We start from the raw sequence: 26,208 nt of genomic DNA, 5'->3' as shown, positions 1-26,208 counted from the left end.
GCGCGCCGATTTTGGTAAAATCCTACGCTTTCGTTTACCCTGGAGTTAACGCCTGTCGCCTAGCCTGCCGGGGCGGTTAACGATTCCGCGCGTATTTCAGGCGATTCATGATGCTATCCGTTAATTTATCTACACTGGCGCTCGGCGCATTTGCAGTTCTGGCGGTTTTTGCTGCGCTTTACACGCGACATTGGCGCGAGGAGCCGAATCGAAACGAATTCTTGCTGTTTGCCGCGGCATCCGGGCTTGCTGCGCTCGGTGCATTGCTCTCGGCCTTCTCGGATAGCGGCTATGCGCTGATCACGGTCGTTCTCGCTCAGACGCTCATCCTATCGGGCGCGGCACTTGCCTGGCAGGGCATGCGGGCTTTCGATCACCGGGCACTTGATCTGAAGCTCGCCGCCGTGGGGCCGCTCGCCTTTTTCCTGCTCGCCGCGTCTGCACCCCTTTTGCAGGACGACGTGACGGCCCGTTTCCTGGTCGCCGCTGTTGTCGGCGCAATCTATACCGGATTGGCTGCCTGGGAGCTGAAGGCGTCCGAAGTCGAAGAGCGACTTTCCAACCGTCCCTTTGCCTATCTCTGGTTTGCGGCCCTCTCGGTGGCTTTGCTCATCGCGGCCCTTGTGGCCTATGTCTGGCCGCTTAACGCCTCTGATGTCGTCGGGTCCCGCCCTCTCTGGCTGACCGTCGTCGCGTTCGCGGCTTTCCTGCATGCGGTCATCGCGCCGCTGTCGATCTTTCTTCTGGTGCGCGACCGCCTGCTGGTGGAACATCGCTGGTCGGCAGCGACCGATAACCTGACCGGCCTTGCCAATCGCTTCACCTTTCTCGACATGCTGCAGACGCTCTCGACCAAGGTGCGCGGCGAGGGGGCCTTCCTCTATGTCGATGTCGACCATGTGAAGCGGATCAATGACCAATACGGGCATTCCGGCGGTGACGAGGTCCTGAAGACCTGCGCGGAGCTCATCCTGCGCGAACTGCCCGAGCATGCCTTGCTCGGCCGTCTGGCGGGTGCGGAGTTTGCGGCGTATGTACCCTTCTGCAAGGTCGAGGAGGCCGAGAAGCTCGGCCATGTCATCCACGACAGCGTCGAGCAGCAGATGTTCTTCCTCGGCGGCGAACTCGTGCCGGTGACGGTCAGCGTCGGCGTCGCCCATGGCGCCATGCAGGTGACGGCTGACGAACTCCTGAAGCGGGCGGACGCGGCTCTGCACACCGCCAAGGTCAACGGCCGCAATTCCGTGGTGGTCTGGGACGGCGGCCAGCGTCCGTCCTATGCCTGAATAAACTTAGAATGGCACAGCGATTGGCGTTGGTCTGCAGTCGTTATGACGGCTCCCAACGCGGCTCGGTGATGCTCTGCAGAAGTCCGGGATCGACGCCGTCGATCCTGGCGATCACCGCCTTGGCGAGTTCGCGGCCGGATTGCCGGACATCCTCGTAGACGGCAATGATGTCGGGGCGGATCCAGTTCAGGATCGGCGTGCCCTGTTTGGCGACCAGGTCGATCTCTACGCCGACTCGCTTGCCTGCCGCTTCGATCCCGGCGTTGGCAGCTATGGCGGCGCTGCCAGAGGAGGAGATCAAGCCGTCGGGCGCATCCGGTCCTCGCATCAGATCCTCGACCGCCGCGCGGATCTGCCCCAGCGAAGCGTCGATGTTGATGTGTAGCGGCACTTCCTCCGCACCGAAGGCCTTGAGGCCGCGCATGAAGCCGTCGAATGTATGCTTGTAATAGGTGAGCTTGCTCGGTGGTGGCAGAAGCGCGATGCGCTTGCGGCCGCGCTTCACCAGCCGTTCGACAGCCTCATAAGCGAAGGTTTCGTTGTCGAAGTCGTGATAGGGGTGCTCGATGCCCATGGCGGTACGGCCGTGGGTCGCAAAGGGCATGTTCTGCTCGGTGAGAAGCCGCACCCGGGCGTCATCCGGTTCCGTGCGCGAAATGATCACGCCATCGGCCGAGCCGGTCTCCAGGATGTAGCGCACCGGCAGCATCGGATCCTTGGTATGGGCATGCGGCGTCACCACGATATGGTAGGGCGTGCCGGAAAGAACTTCGGATATGCCGACGACCATCTGGTTGGAAAAGCCCAGGATTTCCTCGTCGATGCCGAGCACCAGCGCGATCACATTGGTCTTGCCCGTTCTGAGGCGCACGCCTGCGCGGTTCGGCTGGTAGCCGAGCTGTCGTGCGACCATGCGCACGCGCTCCTTGGTTTCGGCGCCTATGTCTGGCGCGTCTTTCAGGGCTCGCGACACCGTGGTGATGCCGAGGCCGGTCATGAAGGCGATCGTCTTGAGCGTCGGTCGCTCCTTCGTCGCCACTGGGCGGTCCATGAGGCCGCCCCCTTGCTGATCTGTCATGTCGTCCCCGCCACTCGCACAAGCCACGCTTATAGTTGGCTTTTTCCTGCCTGCAAACCTGGAGACCGGCACCTCCTCCCGGTGCGGTGAATGAAAAATCTGAAACGATACAGTCGATTTGTCGAGCCCTTTTCCATGCTGCATCGCAAAGCAACGCAACCGAAGCGGGAGTTGGCAATTTATCCCTGTTTTCGTCGCCTGTAGAAACGTCAGTGGACGCCTGTGCAGCAATTTATTCCTGGTTTTTCGGCAATTCATTGGAACTGAAACGATACTTCTCATGCTGCTGCGCAATATAAAACTCAACCAAAGCGTTTTGGATGCGAAGCGTGAATTGCACGCCTGCGCTGAAATTTGGATGTAATGGAAAATTTACAATCCGAAAGGTTGCGCTCCAAAAATCTTTGACATAAGTTTTTCCGGCAACGTTTCAGTGAGGGAGGAGACTCATGAATTTTCGTAGCTTTGCGGCAGCTTTGGCCGCTACTGTCGTCATGCCGTTTGCGGCAGCGCAGGCAACCGATCTCGAAGTAACCCATTGGTGGACGTCCGGCGGTGAAGCCGCGGCCGTCGCCGAACTCGCCAAGGCTTTCGATGCCACCGGCAACAAGTGGGTCGATGGCGCGATCGCCGGTTCCGGCGGTACCGCTCGCCCGATCATGATCAGCCGCATCACCGGCGGAGATCCGATGGGCGCCACGCAGTTCAACCATGGTCGCCAGGCGGAGGAACTGGCTCAAGCCGGTCTGATGAGGGATCTGACGGCCGTCGCTGAGAAGGAAGGCTGGAAGGATATCATCAAGCCGGCAAGCCTGCTTGAAAGCTGCACGATCGACGGCAAGATCTATTGCGCCCCGGTCAACATCCACTCCTGGCAGTGGCTGTGGCTGTCCAATGCTGCCTTCGAGCAGGCCGGCGTTGCCGTCCCTGCCAACTGGGACGAATTTGTCGCGGCAGCACCTGCGCTAGAAGCCAAGGGCATCATTCCGCTCGCCGTCGGTGGTCAGCCCTGGCAGTCGGCCGGTGCATTCGACGTGCTGATGGTCGCCATCGCCGGCAAGGAGACCTTCGAGAAGGTGTTCAAGGACAAGGATGCGGACGTCGCAGCCGGCCCCGAGATCGCCAAGGTCTTCAAGGCCGCCGACGATGCCCGCCGCATGTCCAAGGGCTCCAACGTGCAGGACTGGAACCAGGCCACCAATCTGGTCATCACCGGCAAGGCCGGCGGTCAGATCATGGGTGACTGGGCGCAGGGTGAGTTTGCACTCGCCGGTCAGGTTGCGGGCCAGGACTACACCTGCCTTCCGGGCCTCGGCGTGAACGAGATCATCTCCACCGGTGGTGACGCCTTCTACTTCCCTGTCATCAACGATGAAGCGAAGTCTGCAGCGCAGGACGTTCTCGCAGCCACCCTGGTTGCGCCTGGAACGCAGGTCGCTTTCAACCTGAAAAAGGGTTCGCTGCCGGTTCGCGGTGACGTTGATCTGGCCGCTGCCAACGACTGCATGAAGAAGGGCCTCGACATTCTCGCCAAGGGCAATGTCATTCAGGGCACCGACCAGCTGCTTTCGGCCGACAGCCAGAAGCAGAAGGAAGACCTCTTCTCCGAGTTCTTCGCCAATCCGTCCATGACCGTCGAAGATGCGCAGAAGCGCTTCGCCGACATCATCGCTTCCGCTGACTAATCGCGGGTGACCTGTCCAGCCAGGGGCGACCCTGGCTGGACACAGGCCATTTTTGACCCGGGGTAGGGCGTCATGCCCGTGTGCCGGCTGCGTGCGGGAAGCGTGTGCGTTTCAGCGTGACGGCCTTGGTGCGACACCCGTGTCCAGGACGAGGAGGACTGACCCATGGCGAGCCCGTCGCATGCTGGTCGACCCAATAAGCTGTTTCGCAATCTGAACGCCAAGATCGCTTCCATTCCCATGGTGCTGACCGCGATGGTCATCTTCCTTGGAGGGACCATCTGGACAGTCGTCTATTCCTTCACCAATTCACGGCTCTTGCCGCGTGCCAACTTCATTGGCTTCGAGCAGTATGAACGCCTGTGGGATGCGCCGAGATGGATCATTTCGATCCAGAACCTGGCGATCTACGGGATACTCTCGCTGATCTTCTCGATCGTGATCGGGTTCCTGCTGGCAGCGCTGATGGATCAGAAGATCCGTTTCGAAAACGCGTTCCGCACTATCTTTCTCTATCCCTTCGCGCTGTCCTTCATCGTCACCGGTCTCGTCTGGCAATGGATCCTGAACCCGGATTTCGGGGTGCAGTCGATCGTGCGGTCGTTGGGCTGGGAGACCTTCACCTTCAACCCACTCTACAATTCGGACATCGTCATCTACGGCATCCTGATCGCCGGTCTCTGGCAGGGCACAGGGCTCGTGATGTGCCTGCTGCTCGCGGGTCTGCGTGGCATCGATGAAGACATCTGGAAGGCCTCGCGCGTCGACGGCATCCCGATGTGGAAGACCTATCTTTTCATCATTATCCCGATGATGCGCCCGGTGTTTATCACTACGCTCGTCATCATCACCTCCGGCATCGTCCGTCTTTATGACCTCGTGGTGGCCCAGACCAGCGGCGGGCCCGGCATCGCTTCCGAAGTGCCGGCCAAGTACGTCTACGATTACATGTTCCAGGCACAGAACCTCGGTCAGGGCTTCGCCGCCTCGACCATGATGCTGCTGACGGTCGCGATCGTCATCATTCCCTGGGCCTATCTCGAATTCGGAGGAAAGAAGCGTGGCTAATCCCGGTTCTCTCAACACCACTGCTGCCGGTTTCGACGCCGTGTCAGACCATGTCGGGTCAGGGCCTCGCGGGGCCAAGCCGAAGCGGACTTTCTCGGGTCGCAATATCATGCTCTACGGATCGCTGATCTTCTTTGCGATCTACTATCTGATCCCGCTCTACGTGATGATCGTCACGTCGCTGAAGGGCATGCCGGAGATCCGTCTGGGCAATATCTTCTCGCCGCCGATGGAGATCACCTTCGAGCCTTGGGTCAAGGCCTGGGCGACCGCCTGCACCGGCCTCAACTGTGATGGTCTGTCGCGCGGCTTCTGGAATTCCGTCCGCATCACCGTGCCTTCGACGCTCATCTCGATCCTTATTGCCTCGGTCAACGGCTATGCGCTGGCCAACTGGCGTTTCAAGGGTGCGGAACTGTTCTTCACCATCCTGATCATCGGCGCCTTCATTCCCTATCAGGTCATGATCTATCCGATCGTCATCGTGCTGCGCGAACTCGGTATCTACGGTACGCTGACCGGCCTCGTTGTCGTGCATACGATCTTCGGCATGCCGATCTTGACGCTGCTCTTCCGCAACTACTTCACCTCGCTGCCGGAAGAGCTGTTTAAGGCCGCCCGCATCGACGGGGCAGGGTTCTGGCAGATCTATCTGAGGATCATGCTGCCCATGTCGCTGCCGATCTTCGTCGTCGCCATGATCCTGCAGATCACCGGCATCTGGAACGACTTCCTGTTCGGCGTCGTGTTCACCAGACCGGAGTATTACCCGATGACGGTCCAGCTCAACAACATCGTCAATTCGGTCCAGGGCGTGAAGGAATACAACGTCAACATGGCCGCAACACTTCTGACCGGCGCCGTGCCGCTCATCGTCTACTTCATTTCCGGACGCCTCTTCGTCCGGGGCATCGCCGCCGGCGCAGTCAAGGGTTAAGCTCATGTCGCATAGTGTATCGATCAAGGACCTCTCGTTGAGCTTCGGCGCCGTCAAGGTGCTGGAAAACCTCAATCTCGACATCGTCGACGGCGAGTTCATCGTTCTCCTGGGCTCATCCGGCTGCGGCAAGTCCACGCTTCTGAACTGCATCGCCGGACTGCTCGAGCCGACCGACGGGCAGATCTTCATCAAGGGCAAGAACGTCACCTGGGAAGAGCCCAAGGACCGAGGCATCGGCATGGTGTTCCAGTCCTATGCGCTCTATCCGCAGATGTCGGTTAAGAAGAACCTCTCCTTCGGCCTGCAGGTCGCCAAGATGCCGAAGGACGAAATCGAAAAGCGCGTCCAGCGCGCGGCCGACATCCTGCAGATCGGGCCGCTGCTCGACCGCAAGCCCTCGGCACTGTCCGGTGGTCAGCGTCAGCGCGTGGCGATTGGGCGTGCGCTGGTCCGCGACGTCGACGTCTTCCTCTTCGACGAGCCGCTGTCGAACCTCGACGCCAAGCTGCGCTCGGAGCTGCGCGTCGAGATCAAGCGCCTGCACCAGAACCTCAAGAACACGATGATCTATGTCACCCATGACCAGATCGAGGCCCTGACGCTCGCAGACCGTATCGCGATCATGAAGAGCGGCGAGATCCAGCAGCTCGCCGATCCGAACACGATCTACAACCAGCCGCGAAACCTCTTCGTTGCCGGCTTCATCGGTTCTCCGTCGATGAACTTCCTGCATGGCGATCTGGTCAATGAAGGCGGCGAGATCTTCTTCCGCACCCATGACGTGCTCTTCTCGCTGAAGGGGTATCGCTCGCAAGAGACCCTGACGGGTGGGCGCAAGGTGGTGCTCGGCGTGCGTCCGGAGCATATCAAGGTCGATGAAGAGGCCGGCATCGGCGAGTTGCACGAGGCGATCGTCGACATCGAGGAGCCGATGGGCGCCGACAATCTGCTCTGGCTGAAGCATGCTGGCCACACGATGTCGGTCCGCATCGGCGGCACCCGCCGCTATGCGCCGGGCGCCAAGGTTCGCCTCGGCTTCGACATGGAAGTTGCTTCCCTTTTTGATGCGCAGACTGAAGAGCGCATCTGACACGTTCCCCCCTGCGTCCCGGCCTGTGACCGGGGCGCCTTTTTCTTCCGCAGGACTGTCGTCATGACCCAGAATGCCCACAACGGCGCCATCGATCTTCACGGCGAATGGCGTCTTTCGTCCGCCGACGGCGATCATCAGGCAGCGATCACGCTGCCGGGCGATGTGCATTCGGCGCTGCATACCGCAGGCCTGATCCCCGATCCCTATTTCGGCGGCAACGAAGAAGTCGTGCAATGGGTTGCCGAGCGCGACTGGGTCATCGAACGTCAGGTCGTCGTCCCTGATATTTCTGGCAGCTGGTATCTCGACATCGACTATCTCGATACGGTGGCCGTCGTCTTCGTCAATGATGTGCCGGTGCTGTCTGCCGACAACTGCTTCCGCCGTTATCGCCCCGATGTGAGCCAGGCGCTGCAGCCGGGCGAAAACACCATCCGCATCGTCTTCCATTCCAGCATCACGGCCGGCGCCGAGCGCCAGGCGCGCCAGCCCTTCTACATTCCCTATTCGACCGCGAATTCCCCGATTCCCAACGGCAATATGCTGCGCAAGCCGCAATGCCATTTCGGCTGGGACTGGAACATCGCGATCGCGCCGCTCGGGATCTACGGCACGCTGTGCTTAAAGAAGCTTGACCCCGCCCGCATCGAGCATGTCGAAACGGAGCAGGTCCATCACGCCGATGGCCGCGTGGAGCTCAAGGTTACCGCTACCATCCACTCAATAGACCCCGCCGTCGTGCCCGTGCATTACGACCTCGACGGTGAGCGCGTGCGTCTCGATGTCGGGATTGCCGCCGGTGAAACCAAGGTCGTGCATGTCTTCGAGATCGAAAACCCGCGTCTCTGGTGGCCATCGGGCTCCGGCGAGCAGGCGCTATATGCGCTCACCGTCGACCTGCCGACCGAGACCGTCACCCGCCAGATCGGCCTTCGCACCGTCGAGCTGATCACCGATGCGGACGAGGCCGGCAGCCGCTTCGCGCTCAAGGTCAATGGCCGCGAAATCTTCTGCCGCGGCGCCAACTGGATCCCGGCGGATGCACTGTTCTCCCGCTCGTCCGAGGAGAAGACGACCGATCTGCTGAACTCGGCCGCCGACGCCCACATGAACATGATCCGCATCTGGGGCGGCGGCTTTTATGAGGCCGACTGGTTCTACGATCTCTGCGACCGGCTCGGGCTCATGGTCTGGCAGGATTTCATGTTCTCCTGCAATCTCTACCCTTGCACCGAAGACTTCCTCGACAATGTCGCCCATGAGGTCGAATACCAGGTCAAACGCCTGTCGAGCCACGCCTCCATCGTCATCTGGTGCGGCGACAATGAGCTTGTCGGTGCGCTCACATGGTTCAAGGAATCGATCGACAACCGCGACCGCTATCTCGTCGCCTATGACCGCCTCAATCGCGTCATCGAACAGGGGGTCAAGAAGTCGTTCCCGCAAGGCATCTGGTGGCCGTCGAGCCCGGCCTCGGGCTATCTCGACTATGGCGACGCCTGGCATGCTGATGGCTCCGGTGACATGCATTATTGGTCGGTCTGGCACGAGAACAAGAGCTTCGATAATTACCGAACTATCAAACCGCGCTTCTGCTCGGAATTCGGCTTCCAGTCCTATACCTCGCTGCCGGTCATCGAGAGCTTTGCCGACAAGACCGACATGAACATCGCTTCGCCGGTGATCGAGCTGCATCAGAAGAATGCCGGCGGCAACGAGCGGATCGCAGGCACCATGTTCCGCTATTTCCGCTTCCCCAAGGATTTCGCCAATTTCGTCTATCTGAGCCAGATCCAGCAGGGCCTCGCGATCAAGACCGCCGTCGAATATTGGCGGTCGCTGAAGCCCCATTGCATGGGCACAATCTATTGGCAGCTCAACGACACATGGCCGGTCGCCTCGTGGTCCAGCCTCGATTACGGTGGCAGCTGGAAGGCTATGCACTACATGGTGCGTCGCTTCTTCCAGCCGGTCGCAGTTGCCGCCATTCCCACAGAGGACGGCAGCAGCATTGCGCTCTCCATGGTCAACGACGCGCTCGATACGGTCACCATCGACGCCAACCTCTTTGTGCTGACGCTGTCGGGCGAGCGCATTCCGCTCAAAGGCGTGCAGGGAGATTGCGGCCCTGATGCCGCGGATGTGCTGGTCACACTCGATGCCAGCGAGATCCCGGCCGATGGCCTGCTCGCCTGGAACTTCAGTGCTTCCAACGGCATGAGCGGGGAGGGGCATTTCATCAATGGCACCTACAAGGCACTCGATCTCGAACCGGCACGCCTCGAAGTCTCGGTGTCCCCGACCGGCGACGGTAGCTTCGAGGTCTCCGTCACGTCCCAAGGCCTGGCACTCTTCGTCATGCTCGAAAGCGCGACCGCCGGCCGCTATTCCGATAACGCCTTCGACCTTTCGGCCGGCGAGAGCCGCCTCATCATCTTCAAACCGGATACTCCGCTTGCCGCCGGCACCGTTCCGGAGTTCCGCATCTATGATCTCTACAGCTGCCAGTCGGCGGACTGACAGCCATCATATCAAAGGTTCTGGGCGCCCGATCCAGGACCAAACGAGGAGGAGACTACCCCCATGACCAAACTCGGTTTTCAGCTTTACAGCGCCCGCAATTTCCAGCCCTTCAGCGGCATCTACCCGAAGCTCCAGGCCGCCGGTTACAGTGAGGTCGAGGGTTACGGCGCGCTCTACGCGTCGCTTGCCGATGGCGAACTCGACGCCTTCCGCAAGGAACTCGACGACAACGGCCTGACTATGCCGACCGCCCATTTCGGCCTCGACATGATCGAGAACGATCCTCAGCGCGTGATCAAGATCGCGAAAACGCTTGGCATCGAGGCGGTCTACTGCCCCTACCTGATGCCCGACCAGCGTCCGACGGATGCCAGCGGCTGGTTCGCCTTTGGCCAGCGCCTGCAGGCCGCCGGCAAGCCGCTGCGCGATGCCGGCCTCGTTTTCGGCTGGCACAATCACGACTTCGAATTCGCGGCCCTGCCGGATGGTTCGACCCCGCAGGAACAGATTTTCGCCGGCGGTCCGGAGCTCGACTGGGAAGCCGATATCGCCTGGGTTATCCGCGGCAAGGCCGATCCCTTTGCCTGGATCGAAAGCTACGGCAAGCGTATCAGCGCCGTGCATGTGAAGGATATCGCGCCTGCCGGCGAGAATACAGACGAAGACGGATGGGCCGATGTTGGCCATGGCACGGTCGACTGGAAGGGACTGATCGCGGCGCTGAAGAGCACACGCGTCAAGCATTTCGTCGTCGAACACGACAATCCGAAGGACATCGACCGGCTGATCACCCGCTCGATCGCCGCCTTCAACACCTACTGAACCACTCGCAGCAAGCAGGACATTTCCATGGCACGCGAACTCGGCGTCGGCATCATCGGATGCGGCAATATCTCCACCACTTACTTCACATTGGCACCGCTGTTTCGCGGGTTGAAGGTGCTCGCTTGCGCGGACATCAACATGAATGCCGCCCAGCTGCGCGCCGAGGAATATGGCGTGAAGGCGCAGACGATCGAGGAGTTGCTCGCCAATGACGAGATCGACATCGTCGTCAACCTGACGATCCCGGATGCGCATTATCCGATCTCCAAGCGCATCCTCGAAGCCGGCAAACATGTCTATTCGGAAAAGCCGCTGGTGCTGTCGCTCGAACAGGGCGAGGACCTGCGCGCCATTGCCAAGGCCAAGGGCCTGTCCGTCGGCTGCGCGCCGGATACCTTCCTGGGCGGTGCGCATCAACTGGCGCGCGCCTATATCGACAAGGGCGGCATCGGCCGTGTCACGTCGGGCACCTGCCATGTCATGAGCCCCGGCATGGAAATGTGGCATCCGAACCCGGACTTCTTCTTCTTGCCCGGCGGCGGCCCGGTCCTCGACCTCGGCCCTTATTACATCGCCAACCTGATCAACCTGATCGGCCCGGTAAAGCGCGTCGCGGCTCTGACGTCGATGGCCAATGAGACCCGCACCATCACCAGCCAGCCGCGCTATGGTGAGATGATCCCGGTCAAGACCCCGACCAACATCCATGCGCTCTTGGAATTCCAGAATGGCGCGACGATCACGCTGTCCGCCAGCTGGGACGTCTGGAGCCACCGCCACGCCAATATGGAGCTCTACGGCACCGACGGCTCGCTCTATGTGCCGGACCCGAATTTCTTCGGCGGTGTAGTCGAGGCCTCCGGTCGCGACAAGAACATCCAGCCGCTCGAAGCCTGGGATCATCCCTTCGGTCGCAACAACCAGGAAAGTCCGCAAGGTCCGCGCGCAAACTACCGCACGGCAGGTCTGGCTGATATGGCTGTCGCGATCCTCGAAGGCCGTGATGCCCGCTGCTCGCTTGATCGTACGCTGCACGGTGTCGACGTGATGGTCTCGATCCTGAAGTCAGGTGAAACAGGTGAATTCGTAACCCTGTCGACAACCTGCACCCAACCGGCAGCTCTGGGTATCGACGAAGCGCAGGCTCTGCTTAGATAAGGTTCGTGTCTTAGCCCCTCATCCGGCTGCCGCCACCTTCTCCCCGCAAGCGGGGAGAAGGCCGGTATGGCCGGCGTCTTGCTCCTTCTCCCCGCTTGCGGGGAGAAGGTCCCGGCAGGGGGATGAGGGGCAAGTATGAAGCGTCTGCATTCGGGAGAGAACCATCCATGACCTATACCCCCGCCGAAAACCGCTATGAGCGGATGACCTACAATCGCTGCGGCAAGAGCGGGCTGAAGCTGCCGGCGATTTCGCTCGGCCTCTGGCACAATTTCGGCAACGACACGCCGCATTCCACCAAGCAGGCGATCTGCCGCAAGGCTTTCGACCTCGGCATCACCCATTTCGACCTCGCTAACAATTACGGTCCGCCGGCAGGCTCGGCGGAAGAGGCCTTCGGCGAAATCCTCAGAACCGATTTCCGCGGCTATCGCGACGAATTGATCATCTCGTCCAAGGCCGGCTACAACATGTGGCCGGGTCCTTACGGCGAATGGGGCAGCCGCAAATATCTCATCGCCTCCTGCGACCAGAGCCTGAAGCGCATGGGCCTCGATTATGTCGATATCTTCTATTCGCACCGTTTCGACCCGGATACGCCGCTTGAAGAAACCTGCGGCGCGCTTGACCACATCGTGCGCTCAGGCAGGGCGCAATATGTCGGCATCTCCTCCTACAATTCGAAGCGCACCCGCGAAGCCCATGCCATCCTGAAGAGCCTTGGCACACCGCTTCTCATCCATCAGCCCAGCTATTCGATGATCAATCGCTGGATCGAGGAAGACGGTCTGATCGACACGCTCGAAGACCTCGGCGTCGGCTCGATCGTCTTCTCGCCGCTCGCGCAGGGTATGCTCACGTCGAAGTATCTTGATGGCATCCCGGAAGGCACGCGCGCCACCCAGGACAAGTCGCTCGACCCGGGTTTCCTCAACGAGCGCAACCTCGAAAACATCCGAGGGCTCAACCGCATCGCCGAAAAGCGCGGCCAGACGCTGGCGCAGATGGCGCTCTCCTGGGTCCTGCGCGGCAAGCGCATCACCACAGCGCTGATTGGCGCGTCGAAGCCCTCGCAGGTGGAGGATTGCGTCAAGGCCATCGAGACGCCCGATTTCACGGCAGAAGAGCTGGCCGAAATCGACGTCTTCGCCAAGGACGCCGACATCAACATCTGGGCAGCCTCCGCCGAGCGCAAGGGCCCGCCACGGAAGAAGAAGTAACATCGAAGTTGCCCCTCATCCCCCTGCCGGGACCTTCTCCCCGCAAGCGGGGAGAAGGCGGAGACGGTGGCCGCACTGCCCTTCTTCCCGTTCACGGGGAGAAGGTGGCGGTAGCCCGATGAGGGGCAAACCTATTCATGATTTGCCATCAGGCAGGAGTGCACACGCCATGATCATCAACCCCATCTTGCCGGGCTTCAATCCGGACCCGTCGATCTGCCGCGTGGGCGACGACTATTACATCGCCACTTCCACTTTCGAATGGTTCCCCGGCGTCCAGATCCACCACTCGCGCGACCTCGCCAACTGGGAGCTTGTCACGCGTCCGCTCAACCGCGCAAGTCAGCTCGACATGCGCGGCAATCCGGATAGCTGCGGCGTCTGGGCGCCGTGCCTCTCCTACGCCGATGGCTTGTTTTGGCTCGTCTATACCGACGTCAAACGCTTCGAAGGCGCGTTCAAGGACGCACATAACTACATCGTCACGGCGCCCTCCATCGAGGGACCGTGGTCGGATCCCATCTATGTTAATTCCTCCGGCTTCGACCCTTCTCTCTTCCATGATGACGACGGGCGAAAGTGGTTCCTCAACATGCAGTGGAACCACCGCCCCGAGGCGCGCAACACCATCGGCCACGCCAAGTTCGACGGCATCCTGCTCCAGGAATGGGACCCGAAGACGCAAAAACTGGTCGGCCCGATCAAGAACATCTTTGAAGGCAGCAAACAGGGGCTCGTCGAAGGCCCGCATCTCTTCAAGCGCAATGGCTGGTATTACCTGACGACCGCCGAAGGCGGCACCGGTTACGACCATGTCGTCACCATGGCCCGCGCGCGCTCGATCGACGGTCCCTATGAAATGCATCCTAACACGCATCTCATCACCTCCAAGGATGACCCAGATGCCGTGTTGCAGCGCGCCGGCCATGGCCAATATGTCGAGACGGCTGACGGAGAGGCCTATCACACCCATCTCTGCGGTCGCCCGATGGGCCCGAAGCGCCGCTGCACGCTCGGCCGCGAAACAGCCTTACAGAAATGCGTCTGGAAGGAAGACGGCTGGCTCTATCTCGAACAGGGCGGCGTTGTGCCTGATGTCGAGGTGCCGGCACCTCATGGTGCCGTCAAACGCGAGGAGCCGGTCGAGATCGTGAGAACCTTCGACAGCGCGGACTTACCGAAAGAATTCCAGTGGCTGCGAACGCCGCAGCCGGAGCGCCTGTTCAGCCTGACCGAGCGGGCAGGGCGCTTGCGCCTCTTTGGCCGCGAAAGCATGGGCTCCTGGTTCGAGCAGTCTTTGGTCGCCCGCCGCCAGGAGCATCACCGATTCCGCGCTGAAACGCGGCTGGAATTCTCGCCTGAAACCTATCAGCAGGTCGCCGGTCTCACCCATTACTACAATCGCTACAAGTTCCACGCGCTGGGTGTCTCCACGGACGAAAAGCTCGGCCGCTCGCTGATCATCCTGTCCTGCCCAGGTGACTACCCCTCCGGTAATCTCACTTTCCCTGTTGGTATGGGCCAATCGATCCCCGACGGCGCCATCGATCTCGCCATGGAGATCACCGACAACGATCTGCAATTCTCTTGGCGTGTCGCAGGCCAAGGCGCGTGGCAACCCATCGGCCCCATCCTCGACGCCGGCGTCGTCTCCGACGAAGGCGGCTTTGGCGAACACGGCTCGTTTACCGGCGCCTTTGCCGGCATGTTCTGCTTCGACATCACGGGGCAGGGTCGCCCAGCCGATTTCGAGCGGTTCGTCTATCGGCGCGCGTGAGGGGCACAATCGTTTCCGTCGTCATCCTCGGGCTTGTCCCGAGGATCCACTGCCTTCACACGCGATTCGACGGTCGTAGATGCTCGGGACGAGCCCGAGCATGACGGCGTGAGGTTGAAGCTCACCCCAACCGCTCCGCATGCCACTTCAGATGATCTTCCATGAAGGTCGAAATGAAGTAGTAGGAATGGTCGTAGCGCTCATGCATGCGCAGCGTCAGGCCGATATCGGTGCCCTTGACCGCCTCTTCGAATTTCCAGGGCGCAAGGCCCGTCTCGAGGAAACTGTCCGCCTTGCCCTGATCGATGAGGACTTCCGAGAAGCGGGCACCGTCTTCCACCAGCGCGCAGGCGTCGTATTCGCGCCACTTCGCCCTGTCAGGCCCCAGATATTTCTCGAAAGCGTCCTGTGTCCAATCGGCGGTCAGCGGGTTGACGATGGGGGCGAAGGCCGAGCAGCTCTTGAATCGATCAGGATTCTTCAGCGCAATCGTCATGGCGCCATGGCCGCCCATGGAATGGCCGAAAATGCCCTGGCGGTCCATGTCGGCGCGGAACTGTTCGGCGATCAGCGCCGGCAGTTCCTCCGTGATGTAGGAATACATCTGGTAATGCTCGGCCCAGGGCTTTTCTGTGGCATTCAGATACATGCCCGCACCCTTGCCCATCTTCCAGTTGGTCAGCTCGTCGGGCACGTCATTGCCGCGCGGGCTCGTGTCCGGGCAGACGATGATGAGGCCAAGCTCGGCAGCCATGCGGCGGTATTCGCCCTTTTCCATGACATTGGCATGGGTGCAGGTGAGCCCGGAGAGATACCAGAGTACCGGCCGTTTTTCGGCGATCGCCCGCGGGGGCACGAAGACGGCAAAGGTCATCTCGGTGCCGGTTGCTTCCGACTGATGCGAGAAGACGCCCTGCATGCCGCCGAAGGCGGTGTTCTGGGAGAGGATATTCATGGGGATCTGTCCTTATTCCGGGCCCTTGCGGGGCTCATTTCTTCACCCGACGGCAAAGCCGGTCGAGCGTTTCGAGGAAGGCCGAGCGGTCGCGGGGCGAAAAGGCGGCGTTATAGCCCTTGCTCTCGCCGGTCTCGCGCAGGTGGGCGCCAAGGTCGCGCATGGCCGTCGCCATGCCGATATTGGCCGTGTCGAAGATCCGGCCCGTCGGCCCTGTGACCAACGCACCGGCGGCCACGCATCGACCGGCGAGAGGCACATCGGCGGTGACCACGATGTCGCCTTCGCCGCAGCGCTCAGCAATCCAGTCGTCGGCCGCATCGAAGGCGCCTGATACAATCACGTTCTTCACCATCGGATCGCGCGAGGGGCGAAGGCCGGAATTGGCGACGAAGGTCACCGGCAGATCATGCCGCTCCGCGACTTTCAGGATCTCCGGCTTCACCGGACAGGCATCGGCATCGACATAGATTTCTGACATTGCTTATCCTTTCCGCAGCATATCCACATGCGGAATCCCATCCTCCAGATACTCCTCAGAGATCACCTCAAACCCTAGCGATCCATAGAATTTCTGCAGATGGCTCTGCGCCGAAATCTCGATCGGTTCACCCGGATAACGTCTCTCCACTTCGGCAATTGCCTCGCGCATCAGCGCGTCCCCCAGCCGCTTGCCGCGATGATCGGGCGAGACCGCAACGCGTCCGATGCGGGGGTGATGCTCCGGTGTCGGACGCCAGAGCCTTGCACAGGCCAACAATTTGCGATCCATCAGCAGCCGCAGATGCAGGCAGTCCTTGTCGTTACCGTCGAGTTCCGGATAGGGGCAGTGCTGCTCGACGACGAAGACGTCGACGCGCAGCTTCAGCATGTCGTAGAGGTCGGCGGCGGAGAACTCGTCGAACCTCCGCACGTCGACTGTGTAAGCCACAGACATCAATAGACCACGACGCCGCGGATCGATTCGCCCTTGTGCATCAGGTCGAAGCCCTTGTTGATGTCTTCGAGCGGCATGGTGTGGGTGATCATCGGGTCAATCTGGATCTTGCCCTCCATGTACCAGTCGACGATCTTCGGCACGTCGGTGCGCCCGCGCGCACCGCCAAAGGCCGTGCCCATCCAGTTGCGGCCGGTGACCAGCTGGAACGGGCGCGTCGAGATTTCCTGGCCGGCGCCGGCCACGCCGATGATGACGGACTTGCCCCAGCCGCGATGCGAGCTCTCCAGCGCCTGGCGCATCACCTTGGTGTTGCCGGTGCAGTCGAAGGTGTAGTCGGCACCGCCGATCAGGTCGCTGCCGCGCTTGGTCATGTTGACGAGATAGGGCACGATGTCGTCGCCGACTTCCTTCGGATTGACGAAATGCGTCATGCCGAACTTCTCGCCCCAAGCCTTGCGGTCCGGGTTGATGTCGACGCCGATGATCATGTCGGCACCGGCAAGGCGCAGTCCTTGCAGGACGTTGAGACCAATGCCGCCGAGACCGAAGACGATGGCCGTCGAGCCGATCTCGACCTTGGCGGTGTTGATGACTGCGCCGATGCCGGTCGTCACACCGCAGCCGATGTAGCAGATCTTGTCGAAAGGCGCGTCCGGGTTAACCTTGGCAACCGCGATCTCGGGCAGAACGGTAAAGTTCGAGAAGGTCGAGCAGCCCATGTAGTGGTGGATCTTGTCCTTGCCGATCGAGAAGCGGCTCGTGCCGTCAGGCATCACGCCCTGGCCCTGGGTGGCGCGGATCGAGGTGCAGAGATTGGTCTTGCGCGAGGTGCAGGAATAGCATTCGCGGCATTCCGGCGTGTAGAGCGGAATGACATGGTCACCCTTCTTCACCGAGGTGACACCCGGGCCGACATCGACGACGATGCCTGCACCTTCATGGCCGAGAATGGCCGGGAAGAGACCTTCCGGGTCTGCGCCCGAGAGCGTGAAATCATCCGTGTGACAGATACCGGTGGCCTTCACCTCGATCAGCACTTCCCCGGCGCGCGGGCCTTCGAGCTGAACGGTCATGACCTCGAGCGGCTTTCCAGCCTGGGTGGCGACGGCGGCGCGAACATCCATGGTTTTTCTCCTGACAAATCGTTGGTGGCGACTTTCGCACGGCTTTAGCATCCGGCTCAAGGGCTGAGCCGGATTTTCTCAAAAGTCTGATTCTTCTCGTCTATTCCGCCTGCAGAACGGGGAAATGCGGCGCGGCGTCGGCGCGGAGCTTGCCCGTTTGGCGGGGGTCTTCGAAGATCTCGACCATGCGCTTATAGGGACGGAAACCGGAGCGCTGGTAGAAGGCGAGTGCCGTCGGATGGTCGAGATGGCAGGTGTGAACCCAGAAGCGCGATATCGGCTTGTCCCATGCCTTGTCGATCGCGACATTCATCAGGATGCGCCCAGCGCCCGATCCGATCAGGCTCTGGTCGAGGCCGAAAAAGGCAAGTTCGCATTCCCCGGCCTGGCGGAAGTCGAGCTCCAGAAGTCCGAGCCTTTCGCCGTTGCGCATCAGCGAAAAAATCTCGACGGCGGGATCTTCAATGATCGCCACCAGCTCGTCATCCGCCATCACGGCGCGGGAGACCCAGAGCCAGTCTTCTCCCACGCGGCGGTAGAGCGCGCGGTAATCCTCAAGCGCTGGCGCGTTCCAGCGCTCGACCGTCAGCCCATCGGTCGGCGGATTGGGGCGAGGTGCTGGTCTTGTCGTCATCTCAAGGCAGGTGACGATGGTCGCGAGCATGTTCGGCGCGACATCGTGATAGCCGGCGGGAAGGAGCTTTTGATCGGTATCCATGCGGTCTCTTGGAGCTTGAGCGTCGCCGCATGTCAAGCGGGTGGAGCGGCGACGCGATCAGGGAAACAGTCTGTCGCAGGCATAGATCACCGCGTAGACGTGGATGGCGAGCGCCGCATAGTAGCCGAAGCCGGTCATCAGTCGTTCCGGACCGTTCATCGGCACCAAGGCTTCGCGCGGCTTGGCCGATTTCGTCCTGATCATGCCGAGCAGGGTGAAGAGCGCTACGCCGACCAACAAGACAGGTGCTGCAAGGCCGATTCGCCAGCCGGTCCAGGCGACCACACCGGTCACGAGGAAACTGGTGAACGCGAGAATGCGTGGGCCTTGAAACACCTGCCGTAGCACCTGGCCGCCGTCGAAACGGTAGGTGGGCAGAAGGTTGAGAAGATTGAAGGCGCCGAGAATGACGAGAAAGACCAGGATCGGGCCATCCATCGCCATCGGGTGGGGAATGTCCATCGCCGATTGATGGGCTGCCACGAGGATCGGGACAAGCAGCGCCGAGAAACCTGCCCCCATCAGGGCGCAGGTCGCGACCTCGAAATGGGTATTGTAGGGCCGGCCGCCGATCGCCACGCCCCCCAGCAGCGGCACGAAGAGCATGCGCGTCGTCGGGTGGCCGAAGGCGCGGTAGGCCACCATGTGGCCGAGTTCATGCAGAAGGATGACGAGGGTCAGGAACACCGAGATCATCAGGCCCTGTGCCGTCAGGCCAAAGAACGGCCAGAGCAGGACGGTCGATAGGATCACGAGCACGGTCTGCCACAGCGGGTGTTCGAAATGCAGGAGGCTCGACCCAGGGCTTTCCTCCACATGGTTTTGCAGTGCAGACAGTTCACGGGCCAGCGCTATGCGCCGGAAAAGATAAAAGGCAAGTCCGCGATAGGTGTCCGTCTGCTCGAAGGTCACCCGGCTGCCCAGCGGTGCCCGTTCCACCTTGCGGCGTTCGCGGTACCCTTCCCAGAAGGTGTGATCGAGTGTCGAGTCGTTGACCACCCGCAGCTCGCAGGAAAAGCAGCCGGCAGCCGTCATCGCGGTGCGGTCGACAATCATGGTTCGTCTGCTGGGATGGCCGTGGCGATCGCTCTGCCTATAGGCAAATTCCACCAGATCCGGTTTGCCATCGACAGGTTCGACGGCAATGACGTTGGGATGCCAGGAGGTCTGGTCGCCAGCGGGGCGCGTGATATTCCACAGTTCTTCGGGACGCTCGCGGATGATCCGGCTGACACGGATGGTTCGCCGCCCAAGCGGTGCAGCCATCAGGAGCCAGAGCAGGCCGAGATTGAGGGCGGCCAGAAACACTGCGGCCTGATACGTCGCCAAGAAGCTCTCCCGGTGCTGCGGATGGATGAGCCGAACCTAGGCGAGAACCCTTAGAATCTCGTGATCGAATTCACTCAAATGCCTTCCAGTTGCCGGTCTTTCAGGCAATGTCCGCGACGGTCCGTGCCTGCGTCGTTCGTCTTTGTTCGCGCCAGAGAATGAAGAGACCCGAGCCGACGATGATCAGGATGCCGAGCCATTTTGAGGGTGTCGGGAACTCGTTGAAGAGAAAGTAACCGAGCGCGACCGCCGCGATGATTTCGAAATATTGGAAGGGCGCCAGCACCGAGAGAGTTGCCATGCGGAAGGCGCGCACGACCAGCAGGTGGATGTAGCCGGAAATACCCCCGAGCAGGATCAGGAGGCCAAGACCGAGGCCCGATGTGGGCAGCGAGATATCGAAATCCGCTTCTCCGGCTGCGGTTCCCAGAAGCAGGGCGCCGCCCATGAAAAGCGTGCCACCGATCCCGGCCATGGTCTGCATCGTCATGGGTGTATCGGCCTCGCCGATCGCCCGGTTCAGAAACATGTAAAGCGCATAGAGAAAGGCGCAGGCAACCGGCAGCAGGGCCGTCATGCCAAAAACTTCGTAACTTGGCTGGATGACGATCATCGCACCGCCGAAGCCGACCGCGATCGCCAGCCAGCGGCGCCAGCCGACCTTCTCCCCAAGGAATATGGCCGACATGGCCGTCAGAATGAAGGGCTCGACAAAGTAGATGGCGAAGACGTCGGCTAGAGGCATGTATTTGACCGCCATGAAGAACATCAGGCTCGCTGCGCCATGGATTGCGCCTCGCAGCAAGTTCATCCACGGACGTTTCGCCGAAAAGGCTGCCAGACCGTTGAGGGCGATCAGAACCGGCAGGACGGAGGCCAGCTGGAAGAAAAAGCGGTAGAAGGTTACCTGTCCCGGAGACATGCCCTCGACGGTTGCCATGTATTTGGCGATGGCATCCATGATCGGTAGTACGAGCATGCAGCCCGCCATGAGGACCATGCCGCGAAAGGGACTGGAAGGCGTGGAGTTCATGGCGGGACTCACCGGAAGAATGCGGGCTTGAGAGAAGAAGCATCATGCGCTCGTTGGGATCAAGCAAAGAAAGTCTGGAACAAAAACTCGCTTGCGACGTTTACAATGCGTTTGTACGCATCTCCAGGATGTCGCCATGTGACGGGTTTGCACCTGTTGGTGGCGCCTGCGGAAAGATGCAAGATCCTGATGTCGTCTAATGTAGCGATGTGAGATCGAGGTAGAACGGACCGTCGCCCTCCGGGTCGACGTTTCGTCACGGTCAGGAGAAGTCGCATGCCCGCACGCAAAGTCTATCCCCGGATGACGGATTCGAGTGACGATACGCTTGGGGGGCGCCTGTCGACTGCGCGCGACGCATCGGGCCTCTCACTGGCCGATGTCGCCAACCGCATCGGCGTGAAACGCGACAGTCTCTTGGCCTGGGAAGCGGATCGTGCCGAGCCGAGACCGTCAAACCTGATCGATCTCGCCGGCATTCTCGGTGTTTCGCCGATGTGGCTGATGACCGGCGTCGGCTCGGGCCCCATTCAGGAGACCGGCGATCTGCCGCTCGAAGCGCTCAAGCTTGATCTTCAGCGCCTGACCGAGGCACATCTAGAATGCGGCCGGCTGATCGAGAAGATTGCCCAACAGATCGAGACCTATGAGGAACGGCATGAACGTCGCCGCGATTCCGGCGATCTCGACGGCCCGGTAATGGGACGCGCCTGAGGTCTCAGCCTTCGTTCACCGTAGGCCCAAAGACGTCATCAAATGCTTCGCGCAGGCGCATATCGACGTCTGCCATCATCACCGGCAGCCCGAGATCGACGAGGCTCGTCACGCCATAGGCGGAGATGCCGCAGGGCACGATCCCGGTGAAGTGCGAGAGATCAGGATCGACATTGATCGACAGGCCGTGAAAACTCACCCAGCGGCGCAGTCGGATGCCGAGCGCTGCGATCTTGTCCTCGCTCATCGTACCATCGGGCAGAACAGGCTTGTCCGGGCGACGGACCCAGACGCCGACGCGATCCTCTCGGCGCTCGCCCTTAACGTTCATGCTGTCGAGCGTGCGGATTACCACCTCCTCGAGGGCCGCCACATAGGCGCGGACATCCTGACGACGGCGCTTCAGGTCAAGCATCACATAGGCCACCCGCTGGCCCGGGCCATGATAGGTGTATTCGCCGCCGCGGCCTGTGGCGAAAACCGGGAATCGCTCGGGCTCGATCAGGTCTTTCGAATCGGCACTCGTGCCCGCCGTGTAGAGGGGAGGGTGCTCGACCAGCCAGACCAGTTCGTCGGCCTTGCCGTCGGCAATCAGAGCGACCTGGTGCTCCATCTCGGCAACCGCATCTTCATAACCAACGAGCCCGTCGGAGACTCGCCACCGCACGGCCGGTGAGCCTTCGCGAGGGTGCATGGCATGGTCGAGATCTGTGCGAAGCATGAAAAGCGCCTTGGGCTGTGGATTGGCGAAAAGCCTTGTTTTCCCTGTATTTGGCAAGAAAAGCCCCGGAGTTCAAGGGCGCGAGCCTCCCCCGTGCAGGGGGCTTATCCACCGGCCGTGACGAATTTTCAAAAATCTGTCACGGCGGGCTTGTGGACCCCCAAGGCTTTTGCTACATGCAGCCCCGCCGGAGCAATTCGGCGCCTACCACGATGCGGTCGTGGCGGAATTGGTAGACGCGCAGCGTTGAGGTCGCTGTGGGGCAACCCGTGGAAGTTCGAGTCTTCTCGACCGCACCAAAAAAAGAACCCGGCTTTCAAGCCGGGTTTTTTGTTGTCGTGATTTCAACGACTTCTCAGTCGCCATCGTCAGGGATGTGACTGTCGACGCCGAGCGTGGTGATGAAGTTCTTCACGTTGCTCACGCCCTTCACGCCCAGCACCTTTAACTCGATCATCCGGCGTTCCTCCGCGGTGTCGACCGACCCGCGCAGCGTCACGACATGACCGTCCACATGGATGTCGAGGCCGGCCAGAATGCTGTCTTCAAGATCTTGAAGCGCGGTCGCGATATCGGATTCGAGCTGGTCATCGTCTTCCCGGCCATCTGTGGTCGGCAGCACCGGTGTGGCGACCTCGGGCTCGAAGCCGTCGGCGTTAACCGCGTCTACCCGAAAGCCTTCGTTGCGGTCTCGGTCGAAGTTGGCGCCGGTTTCGCCATAGCCCCGATTCTCGACCGGTGTCGCCGTTGCACCCGGGCCATCTGCATAGGGCCAGCCGTCGCCGATATTTCGCTGATCGTAATCGCGGTAGTCGTCTTCGCGGGAGAATTCGGTCTTGCGGTCGTCCTTGGCCATGGGAGGGCTCCTTTTCATCTCGTCTGACGGAGATAACGCCCGGACACTGGCTTTGTTCGATGGCGTCAGCGTGCCTGCTTGTCCCACTTCTTCAAGAGCCGCTCGCGCTTGAGCCGCGATAGCTTCATGATCCAGAATATGCCGTCAAGCTGGTCGATCTCGTGCTGCATGCAGATCGCAGCAAAACCCTCCATCTGCTCCTCGACCACGGTCCCGTCCAGGGTCTGGTGGCGGATCCTGACAGCTGCCGGTCGCGTCACCTCATCGGTGATCCCCGGCATCGAGACGCTGCCTTCGGTATGTGTGAACATCGCATCCGAGGCCCAGAGGATTTCCGGGTTCACATAGTCACGCCGTCCGCCTATCTCCGGGAGGTCTAGTACCGTCAGTCGAAGGAGAACCGCGCAATGGGGTGCCGTGATGCCGACACCGGGGGCGGCCTTCATCGTCTCGTAGAGATCGTCGGCGAGGGTTGCGAGGTCAGGGCCGAACTGGCTGACTGCTTCGGCAGGCGTTTTGAGGGCGGGATCAGGATAGCGGCGGATGGTCAGGCGGGTCACGAAAAGCTCATGTCTTCAGCTATGATGCGGTTGTCGGCTGTGGCTGTCCGGCCACGCTAGCAGGCTCAAGGCCGGTTTGCACCGACAACAGGAGATTTCCGCTATCTGCTTGTTGACTTGAGGGTTTTTGCGGCCATTCTCCGGGGCGTCCGGGCGTGGTGTCACGAGTGAGAGGTTGAGATGACAGAAAACGAAGACGAACATCTCAACCGTCCCGCGGCCGAAGAGAGCCACGACGACATCTATGACGACGAGGGATCGATCCGTCACGACTTTCTGACGATGGTCGGTGCGGCGATCGCCGATCGCGATGTGCTGTTTCTCCGGCAAAATGTTGCGGGCTTGCACGAATCGGAACTCGGCGACCTGATCGAGGCGATCCAACCCGAACAGCGTCTCTCCATGATCCGCCTGCTCGGCGCCGACTTCGACATGACGGCACTGACGGAGGTGGACGAGACGATCCGTATGCAGATCGTCGACCAGATGCCGAACGAGCAGATTGCCGCAGCCATCGGCGATCTCGATTCGGACGATGCTGTCTACATTCTCGAAGATCTCGACGACGAGGACCGCGAGGAAATTCTCGCCCAGCTGCCTTTTACCGAGCGGGTGCGCCTGCGGCGCGCGCTCGACTATCCGGAAAGCTCGGCTGGCCGGCGCATGCAGACCGAGTTCGTCGCCGTGCCGCCTTTCTGGACGGTTGGCCAGACAATCGACTACATGCGCGAAGAGGAGGACCTGCCGGAAAGCTTCACCCAGATCTTCGTCATCGATCCCACCTTCAAGCTGCTTGGTGCAGTCAATCTCGATGCGATCCTGCGCACCAAGCGTGCGGTGAAGATCGAGACCATCATGCATGCAACAAACCACCCGATCCCGGCCGAGATGGACCAGGAAGAGGCGGCCCAGCTCTTCGAGCAATACGACCTTCTGTCGGCCGCCGTCGTTGATGAGAACGATCGTCTGGTCGGTGTGCTCACCATCGACGACGTGGTCGACGTTATCCAGGAAGAGGCGGAAGAGGACCTGTTGCGCCTTGGCGGCGTCGGCGACGAAGAGCTCTCCGACAGCATTGCCGAAACGTCTCGTTCGCGCGTGCCGTGGCTTGCGGTCAATCTGGTGACCGCCTTCATGGCGGCGTCAGTGATCTCGCTGTTCGAAGCGACCATCCAGGAAATCGTTGCACTCGCCGTCCTGATGCCGATCGTCGCCGGCATGGGCGGCAATGCCGGTTCGCAGACGATGACCGTGACGGTTCGCGCACTTGCGACCCGCAATCTCGATATCCACAACGCCTTCCGCGTCGTGCGACGCGAGGCCGGCGTCGGGCTCTTGAACGGTTTGATCTTCGGTCTTTCGATCGGTGCTGTGGCGGGTTTCTGGTTTCAGGATCCCAATATCGGCGGCATCATTGCGACGGCGATGCTGATCAACATGATGGCGGCTGCTATCGCCGGGATCCTTATTCCCTTGTCGCTGGATCGATTCGGCGCGGATCCCGCAGTCGCTTCGGCTGTCTTCGTGACAACCGTGACCGACATCACCGGCTTCTTCGCCTTTCTCGGGCTCGCGACATGGTGGTTCATGTGACCGGCGACACCGGGAATAAGCCATGACCGCGCAAGAGGCGATCCAGGCGATGCCGAAAAATTGACTTGTACGTAAAAGTCAATATCATGGTGATCCCTACAGGATCGGATGGCCGTGAAGAAATACTATAGCATAACTGAGCTCACGCGAGAATTCGGTGTATCGACGCGCACCCTGCGTTTCTACGAGGACGAGGGTCTGCTGCATCCGGAACGTCGTGGCCGGACTCGCCTTTACCGTGCCGCCGACCGTCGTTTCCTGCAAGAGATCCTGCGCGGCCGCCGTATCGGCTTCACGATCGCCGAAATCCGCGAAATCGTTCACGTTTACAAGGAACCGCCGGGCGAGATCGGTCAGCTCAAGCTGATGATGAAGAAGATCGACGAGAAGCGTGACGAGCTTCGCCAGAAGCGCCGCGATATCGATGAGACGCTCTCGGAACTCGACCAGGCCGAAGAAGCCTGTCTCACGCGGCTGGTGGAAATCGGCGTCGGGACTTAAGCCCGGGCCGTCAATCGCCACGAATCAGATCCAGCGCCGCGTGCGCTTGCGGTAGCTTTCATAGTCGTAGCCGAAACGGGCTTCGAGATGGCGTTCCTCGCTCGGGATCGCCAGGATCCGCGTCCCCAGAAGTGCCAAGAGTGCCGCAACGAAGAACCAGGTGTTGCCGCTCAAAAAGCCAAGTGCCACCGTGAAAAGCGTATAGGCGAGATAGATCGGATTGCGGCTGAAGCGAAACGGACCGCAGGTCACGAGATGGCGGGCGCAGCCCGTGTCAAACACCGGCGTCTGTCGATCGATCAGCGTTCGCACCGCCCAGATGTCGAGGGTAACGGCCAAGAGGCCGATGCTGAATCCGATTGACGGCAGAAGATAGGGATGCGGCGAGGGGATCGGCCCCAGGTCCGCTAACCTGCCGGCCATGATCGCGGCGATGATTCCCGCCAGATAAAGCACGGGTGGCCAGGGATATCGCAGAGGCTTCGCGCGGTAGGCATTCATCGGAGAA

At 60.9% G+C, this 26,208-nt stretch carries 25 protein-coding genes and 1 tRNA gene; 14 read left to right on the top strand and 12 right to left on the bottom strand.

Going from position 1 to position 26,208, the window contains the following annotated elements; translation table 11 throughout:
* Positions 1-107 precede the first annotated feature (107 nt).
* The gene (locus ACQKP1_RS10840; protein WP_427275227.1) at positions 108-1,286 is read left to right on the top strand and encodes a diguanylate cyclase domain-containing protein; all 1,179 of its coding nucleotides are present in this window, start codon (positions 108-110) and stop codon (positions 1,284-1,286) included.
* A 43-nt stretch (positions 1,287-1,329) separates the two neighbouring features.
* On the opposite strand, the gene ACQKP1_RS10835 is transcribed toward ACQKP1_RS10840, so the two are convergent.
* Entirely contained in the window at positions 1,330-2,340 is a 1,011-nt protein-coding gene (locus tag ACQKP1_RS10835; protein ID WP_203020021.1) for a LacI family transcriptional regulator, read from the bottom strand.
* Between the two features lie 476 nt (positions 2,341-2,816).
* On the opposite strand from ACQKP1_RS10835, the gene ACQKP1_RS10830 reads away from it, so the two are divergent.
* The 9 genes from ACQKP1_RS10830 to ACQKP1_RS10790 all read left to right on the top strand — a co-directional run bounded on the left by ACQKP1_RS10830 (position 2,817) and on the right by ACQKP1_RS10790 (position 14,656).
* Positions 2,817-4,052 (top strand): ABC transporter substrate-binding protein, encoded by a 1,236-nt coding sequence (locus ACQKP1_RS10830; RefSeq protein ID WP_427275226.1) that lies wholly within the window; start codon positions 2,817-2,819, stop codon positions 4,050-4,052.
* 165 nt (positions 4,053-4,217) lie between these two features.
* Positions 4,218-5,120, top strand: a complete 903-nt coding sequence (locus tag ACQKP1_RS10825; RefSeq protein WP_427275225.1) for a carbohydrate ABC transporter permease — start codon at positions 4,218-4,220, stop codon at positions 5,118-5,120.
* Positions 5,113-6,057: a carbohydrate ABC transporter permease gene (locus ACQKP1_RS10820; RefSeq protein ID WP_203016322.1), complete on the top strand. Its 945-nt coding sequence runs from the start codon at positions 5,113-5,115 to the stop codon at positions 6,055-6,057. The genes ACQKP1_RS10825 and ACQKP1_RS10820 overlap by 8 nt, the downstream gene beginning before the upstream one ends.
* Before the next feature lie 4 nt (positions 6,058-6,061).
* The gene (locus ACQKP1_RS10815) at positions 6,062-7,150 is read left to right on the top strand and encodes an ABC transporter ATP-binding protein (RefSeq protein WP_427275224.1); all 1,089 of its coding nucleotides are present in this window, start codon (positions 6,062-6,064) and stop codon (positions 7,148-7,150) included.
* A 63-nt stretch (positions 7,151-7,213) separates the two neighbouring features.
* Entirely contained in the window at positions 7,214-9,673 is a 2,460-nt protein-coding gene (locus ACQKP1_RS10810) for a beta-mannosidase (RefSeq protein WP_427275223.1), read from the top strand.
* 63 nt (positions 9,674-9,736) lie between these two features.
* Positions 9,737-10,498 (top strand): sugar phosphate isomerase/epimerase family protein, encoded by a 762-nt coding sequence (locus ACQKP1_RS10805; protein ID WP_427275222.1) that lies wholly within the window; start codon positions 9,737-9,739, stop codon positions 10,496-10,498.
* Between the two features lie 27 nt (positions 10,499-10,525).
* The gene (locus ACQKP1_RS10800; protein WP_427275221.1) at positions 10,526-11,659 is read left to right on the top strand and encodes a Gfo/Idh/MocA family protein; all 1,134 of its coding nucleotides are present in this window, start codon (positions 10,526-10,528) and stop codon (positions 11,657-11,659) included.
* Between the two features lie 167 nt (positions 11,660-11,826).
* Positions 11,827-12,879, top strand: coding sequence for an L-glyceraldehyde 3-phosphate reductase (gene mgrA / locus ACQKP1_RS10795; protein ID WP_427275220.1), 1,053 nt, complete (start codon positions 11,827-11,829; stop codon positions 12,877-12,879).
* A 169-nt stretch (positions 12,880-13,048) separates the two neighbouring features.
* Complete coding sequence (locus ACQKP1_RS10790) at positions 13,049-14,656, top strand: glycoside hydrolase family 43 protein (RefSeq protein ID WP_427275219.1); 1,608 nt, start codon at positions 13,049-13,051, stop codon at positions 14,654-14,656.
* A 121-nt stretch (positions 14,657-14,777) separates the two neighbouring features.
* Here the strand turns inward: ACQKP1_RS10790 and fghA are convergent, their stop codons facing one another.
* From fghA to ACQKP1_RS10755, 7 genes are all read right to left on the bottom strand, one after another.
* Positions 14,778-15,611 (bottom strand): S-formylglutathione hydrolase, encoded by an 834-nt coding sequence (gene fghA, locus ACQKP1_RS10785; protein WP_427275218.1) that lies wholly within the window; start codon positions 15,609-15,611, stop codon positions 14,778-14,780.
* Positions 15,612-15,645: 34 nt separating this feature from the next.
* On the bottom strand, positions 15,646-16,092 hold the full coding sequence (locus tag ACQKP1_RS10780) for a YaiI/YqxD family protein (RefSeq protein ID WP_427275217.1): 447 nt from the start codon (positions 16,090-16,092) through the stop codon (positions 15,646-15,648).
* 3 nt (positions 16,093-16,095) lie between these two features.
* Positions 16,096-16,548: a GNAT family N-acetyltransferase gene (locus ACQKP1_RS10775; protein ID WP_427275216.1), complete on the bottom strand. Its 453-nt coding sequence runs from the start codon at positions 16,546-16,548 to the stop codon at positions 16,096-16,098.
* Positions 16,548-17,675, bottom strand: a complete 1,128-nt coding sequence (locus ACQKP1_RS10770; protein WP_427275215.1) for an S-(hydroxymethyl)glutathione dehydrogenase/class III alcohol dehydrogenase — start codon at positions 17,673-17,675, stop codon at positions 16,548-16,550. Before ACQKP1_RS10770 ends, ACQKP1_RS10775 begins: the two co-directional genes overlap by 1 nt.
* Before the next feature lie 100 nt (positions 17,676-17,775).
* Complete coding sequence (locus tag ACQKP1_RS10765) at positions 17,776-18,393, bottom strand: GNAT family N-acetyltransferase (protein ID WP_427275214.1); 618 nt, start codon at positions 18,391-18,393, stop codon at positions 17,776-17,778.
* Between the two features lie 57 nt (positions 18,394-18,450).
* On the bottom strand, positions 18,451-19,722 hold the full coding sequence (locus tag ACQKP1_RS10760) for a hypothetical protein (RefSeq protein ID WP_427275213.1): 1,272 nt from the start codon (positions 19,720-19,722) through the stop codon (positions 18,451-18,453).
* Positions 19,723-19,822: 100 nt separating this feature from the next.
* Positions 19,823-20,755: a DMT family transporter gene (locus ACQKP1_RS10755; RefSeq protein ID WP_427275212.1), complete on the bottom strand. Its 933-nt coding sequence runs from the start codon at positions 20,753-20,755 to the stop codon at positions 19,823-19,825.
* Positions 20,756-21,031: 276 nt separating this feature from the next.
* On the opposite strand from ACQKP1_RS10755, the gene ACQKP1_RS10750 reads away from it, so the two are divergent.
* Positions 21,032-21,469 (top strand): helix-turn-helix domain-containing protein, encoded by a 438-nt coding sequence (locus ACQKP1_RS10750; RefSeq protein ID WP_427275211.1) that lies wholly within the window; start codon positions 21,032-21,034, stop codon positions 21,467-21,469.
* Between the two features lie 4 nt (positions 21,470-21,473).
* Here ACQKP1_RS10750 and lipB read toward each other — a convergent pair whose 3' ends face one another.
* Positions 21,474-22,190 carry a lipoyl(octanoyl) transferase LipB gene (gene lipB, locus ACQKP1_RS10745; RefSeq protein WP_427275210.1) on the bottom strand — a complete coding sequence of 239 codons (717 nt, stop codon included), beginning with the start codon at positions 22,188-22,190 and terminating at the stop codon, positions 21,474-21,476.
* Positions 22,191-22,404: 214 nt separating this feature from the next.
* Here lipB and ACQKP1_RS10740 point away from each other — a divergent pair.
* Positions 22,405-22,489, top strand: a tRNA-Leu gene (locus ACQKP1_RS10740).
* 56 nt (positions 22,490-22,545) lie between these two features.
* Here ACQKP1_RS10740 and ACQKP1_RS10735 read toward each other — a convergent pair.
* Both ACQKP1_RS10735 and ACQKP1_RS10730 read right to left on the bottom strand, forming a co-directional pair.
* Entirely contained in the window at positions 22,546-23,046 is a 501-nt protein-coding gene (locus ACQKP1_RS10735) for a BON domain-containing protein (RefSeq protein WP_427275209.1), read from the bottom strand.
* Between the two features lie 65 nt (positions 23,047-23,111).
* Positions 23,112-23,606 (bottom strand): peptide deformylase, encoded by a 495-nt coding sequence (locus ACQKP1_RS10730; RefSeq protein WP_427275208.1) that lies wholly within the window; start codon positions 23,604-23,606, stop codon positions 23,112-23,114.
* Between the two features lie 180 nt (positions 23,607-23,786).
* Here ACQKP1_RS10730 and mgtE point away from each other — a divergent pair, with 180 nt between their 5' ends.
* Both mgtE and ACQKP1_RS10720 read left to right on the top strand, forming a co-directional pair.
* Positions 23,787-25,199, top strand: a complete 1,413-nt coding sequence (gene mgtE, locus ACQKP1_RS10725; RefSeq protein WP_427275207.1) for a magnesium transporter — start codon at positions 23,787-23,789, stop codon at positions 25,197-25,199.
* A gap of 108 nt (positions 25,200-25,307) precedes the next feature.
* Entirely contained in the window at positions 25,308-25,700 is a 393-nt protein-coding gene (locus ACQKP1_RS10720) for a MerR family transcriptional regulator (RefSeq protein WP_040299962.1), read from the top strand.
* 24 nt (positions 25,701-25,724) lie between these two features.
* Here the strand turns inward: ACQKP1_RS10720 and ACQKP1_RS10715 are convergent, their stop codons facing one another.
* The gene (locus ACQKP1_RS10715) at positions 25,725-26,201 is read right to left on the bottom strand and encodes a methyltransferase family protein (protein WP_427275206.1); all 477 of its coding nucleotides are present in this window, start codon (positions 26,199-26,201) and stop codon (positions 25,725-25,727) included.
* Positions 26,202-26,208 lie beyond the last annotated feature (7 nt).

The sequence above is a fragment of the Allorhizobium sp. NPDC080224 genome (genome assembly GCF_050281005.1).
GTDB lineage: Bacteria > Pseudomonadota > Alphaproteobacteria > Rhizobiales > Rhizobiaceae > Allorhizobium.
Note: the sequence above shows the minus strand (reverse complement) of the source record. Positions and strands in the feature narration are given on the sequence as shown.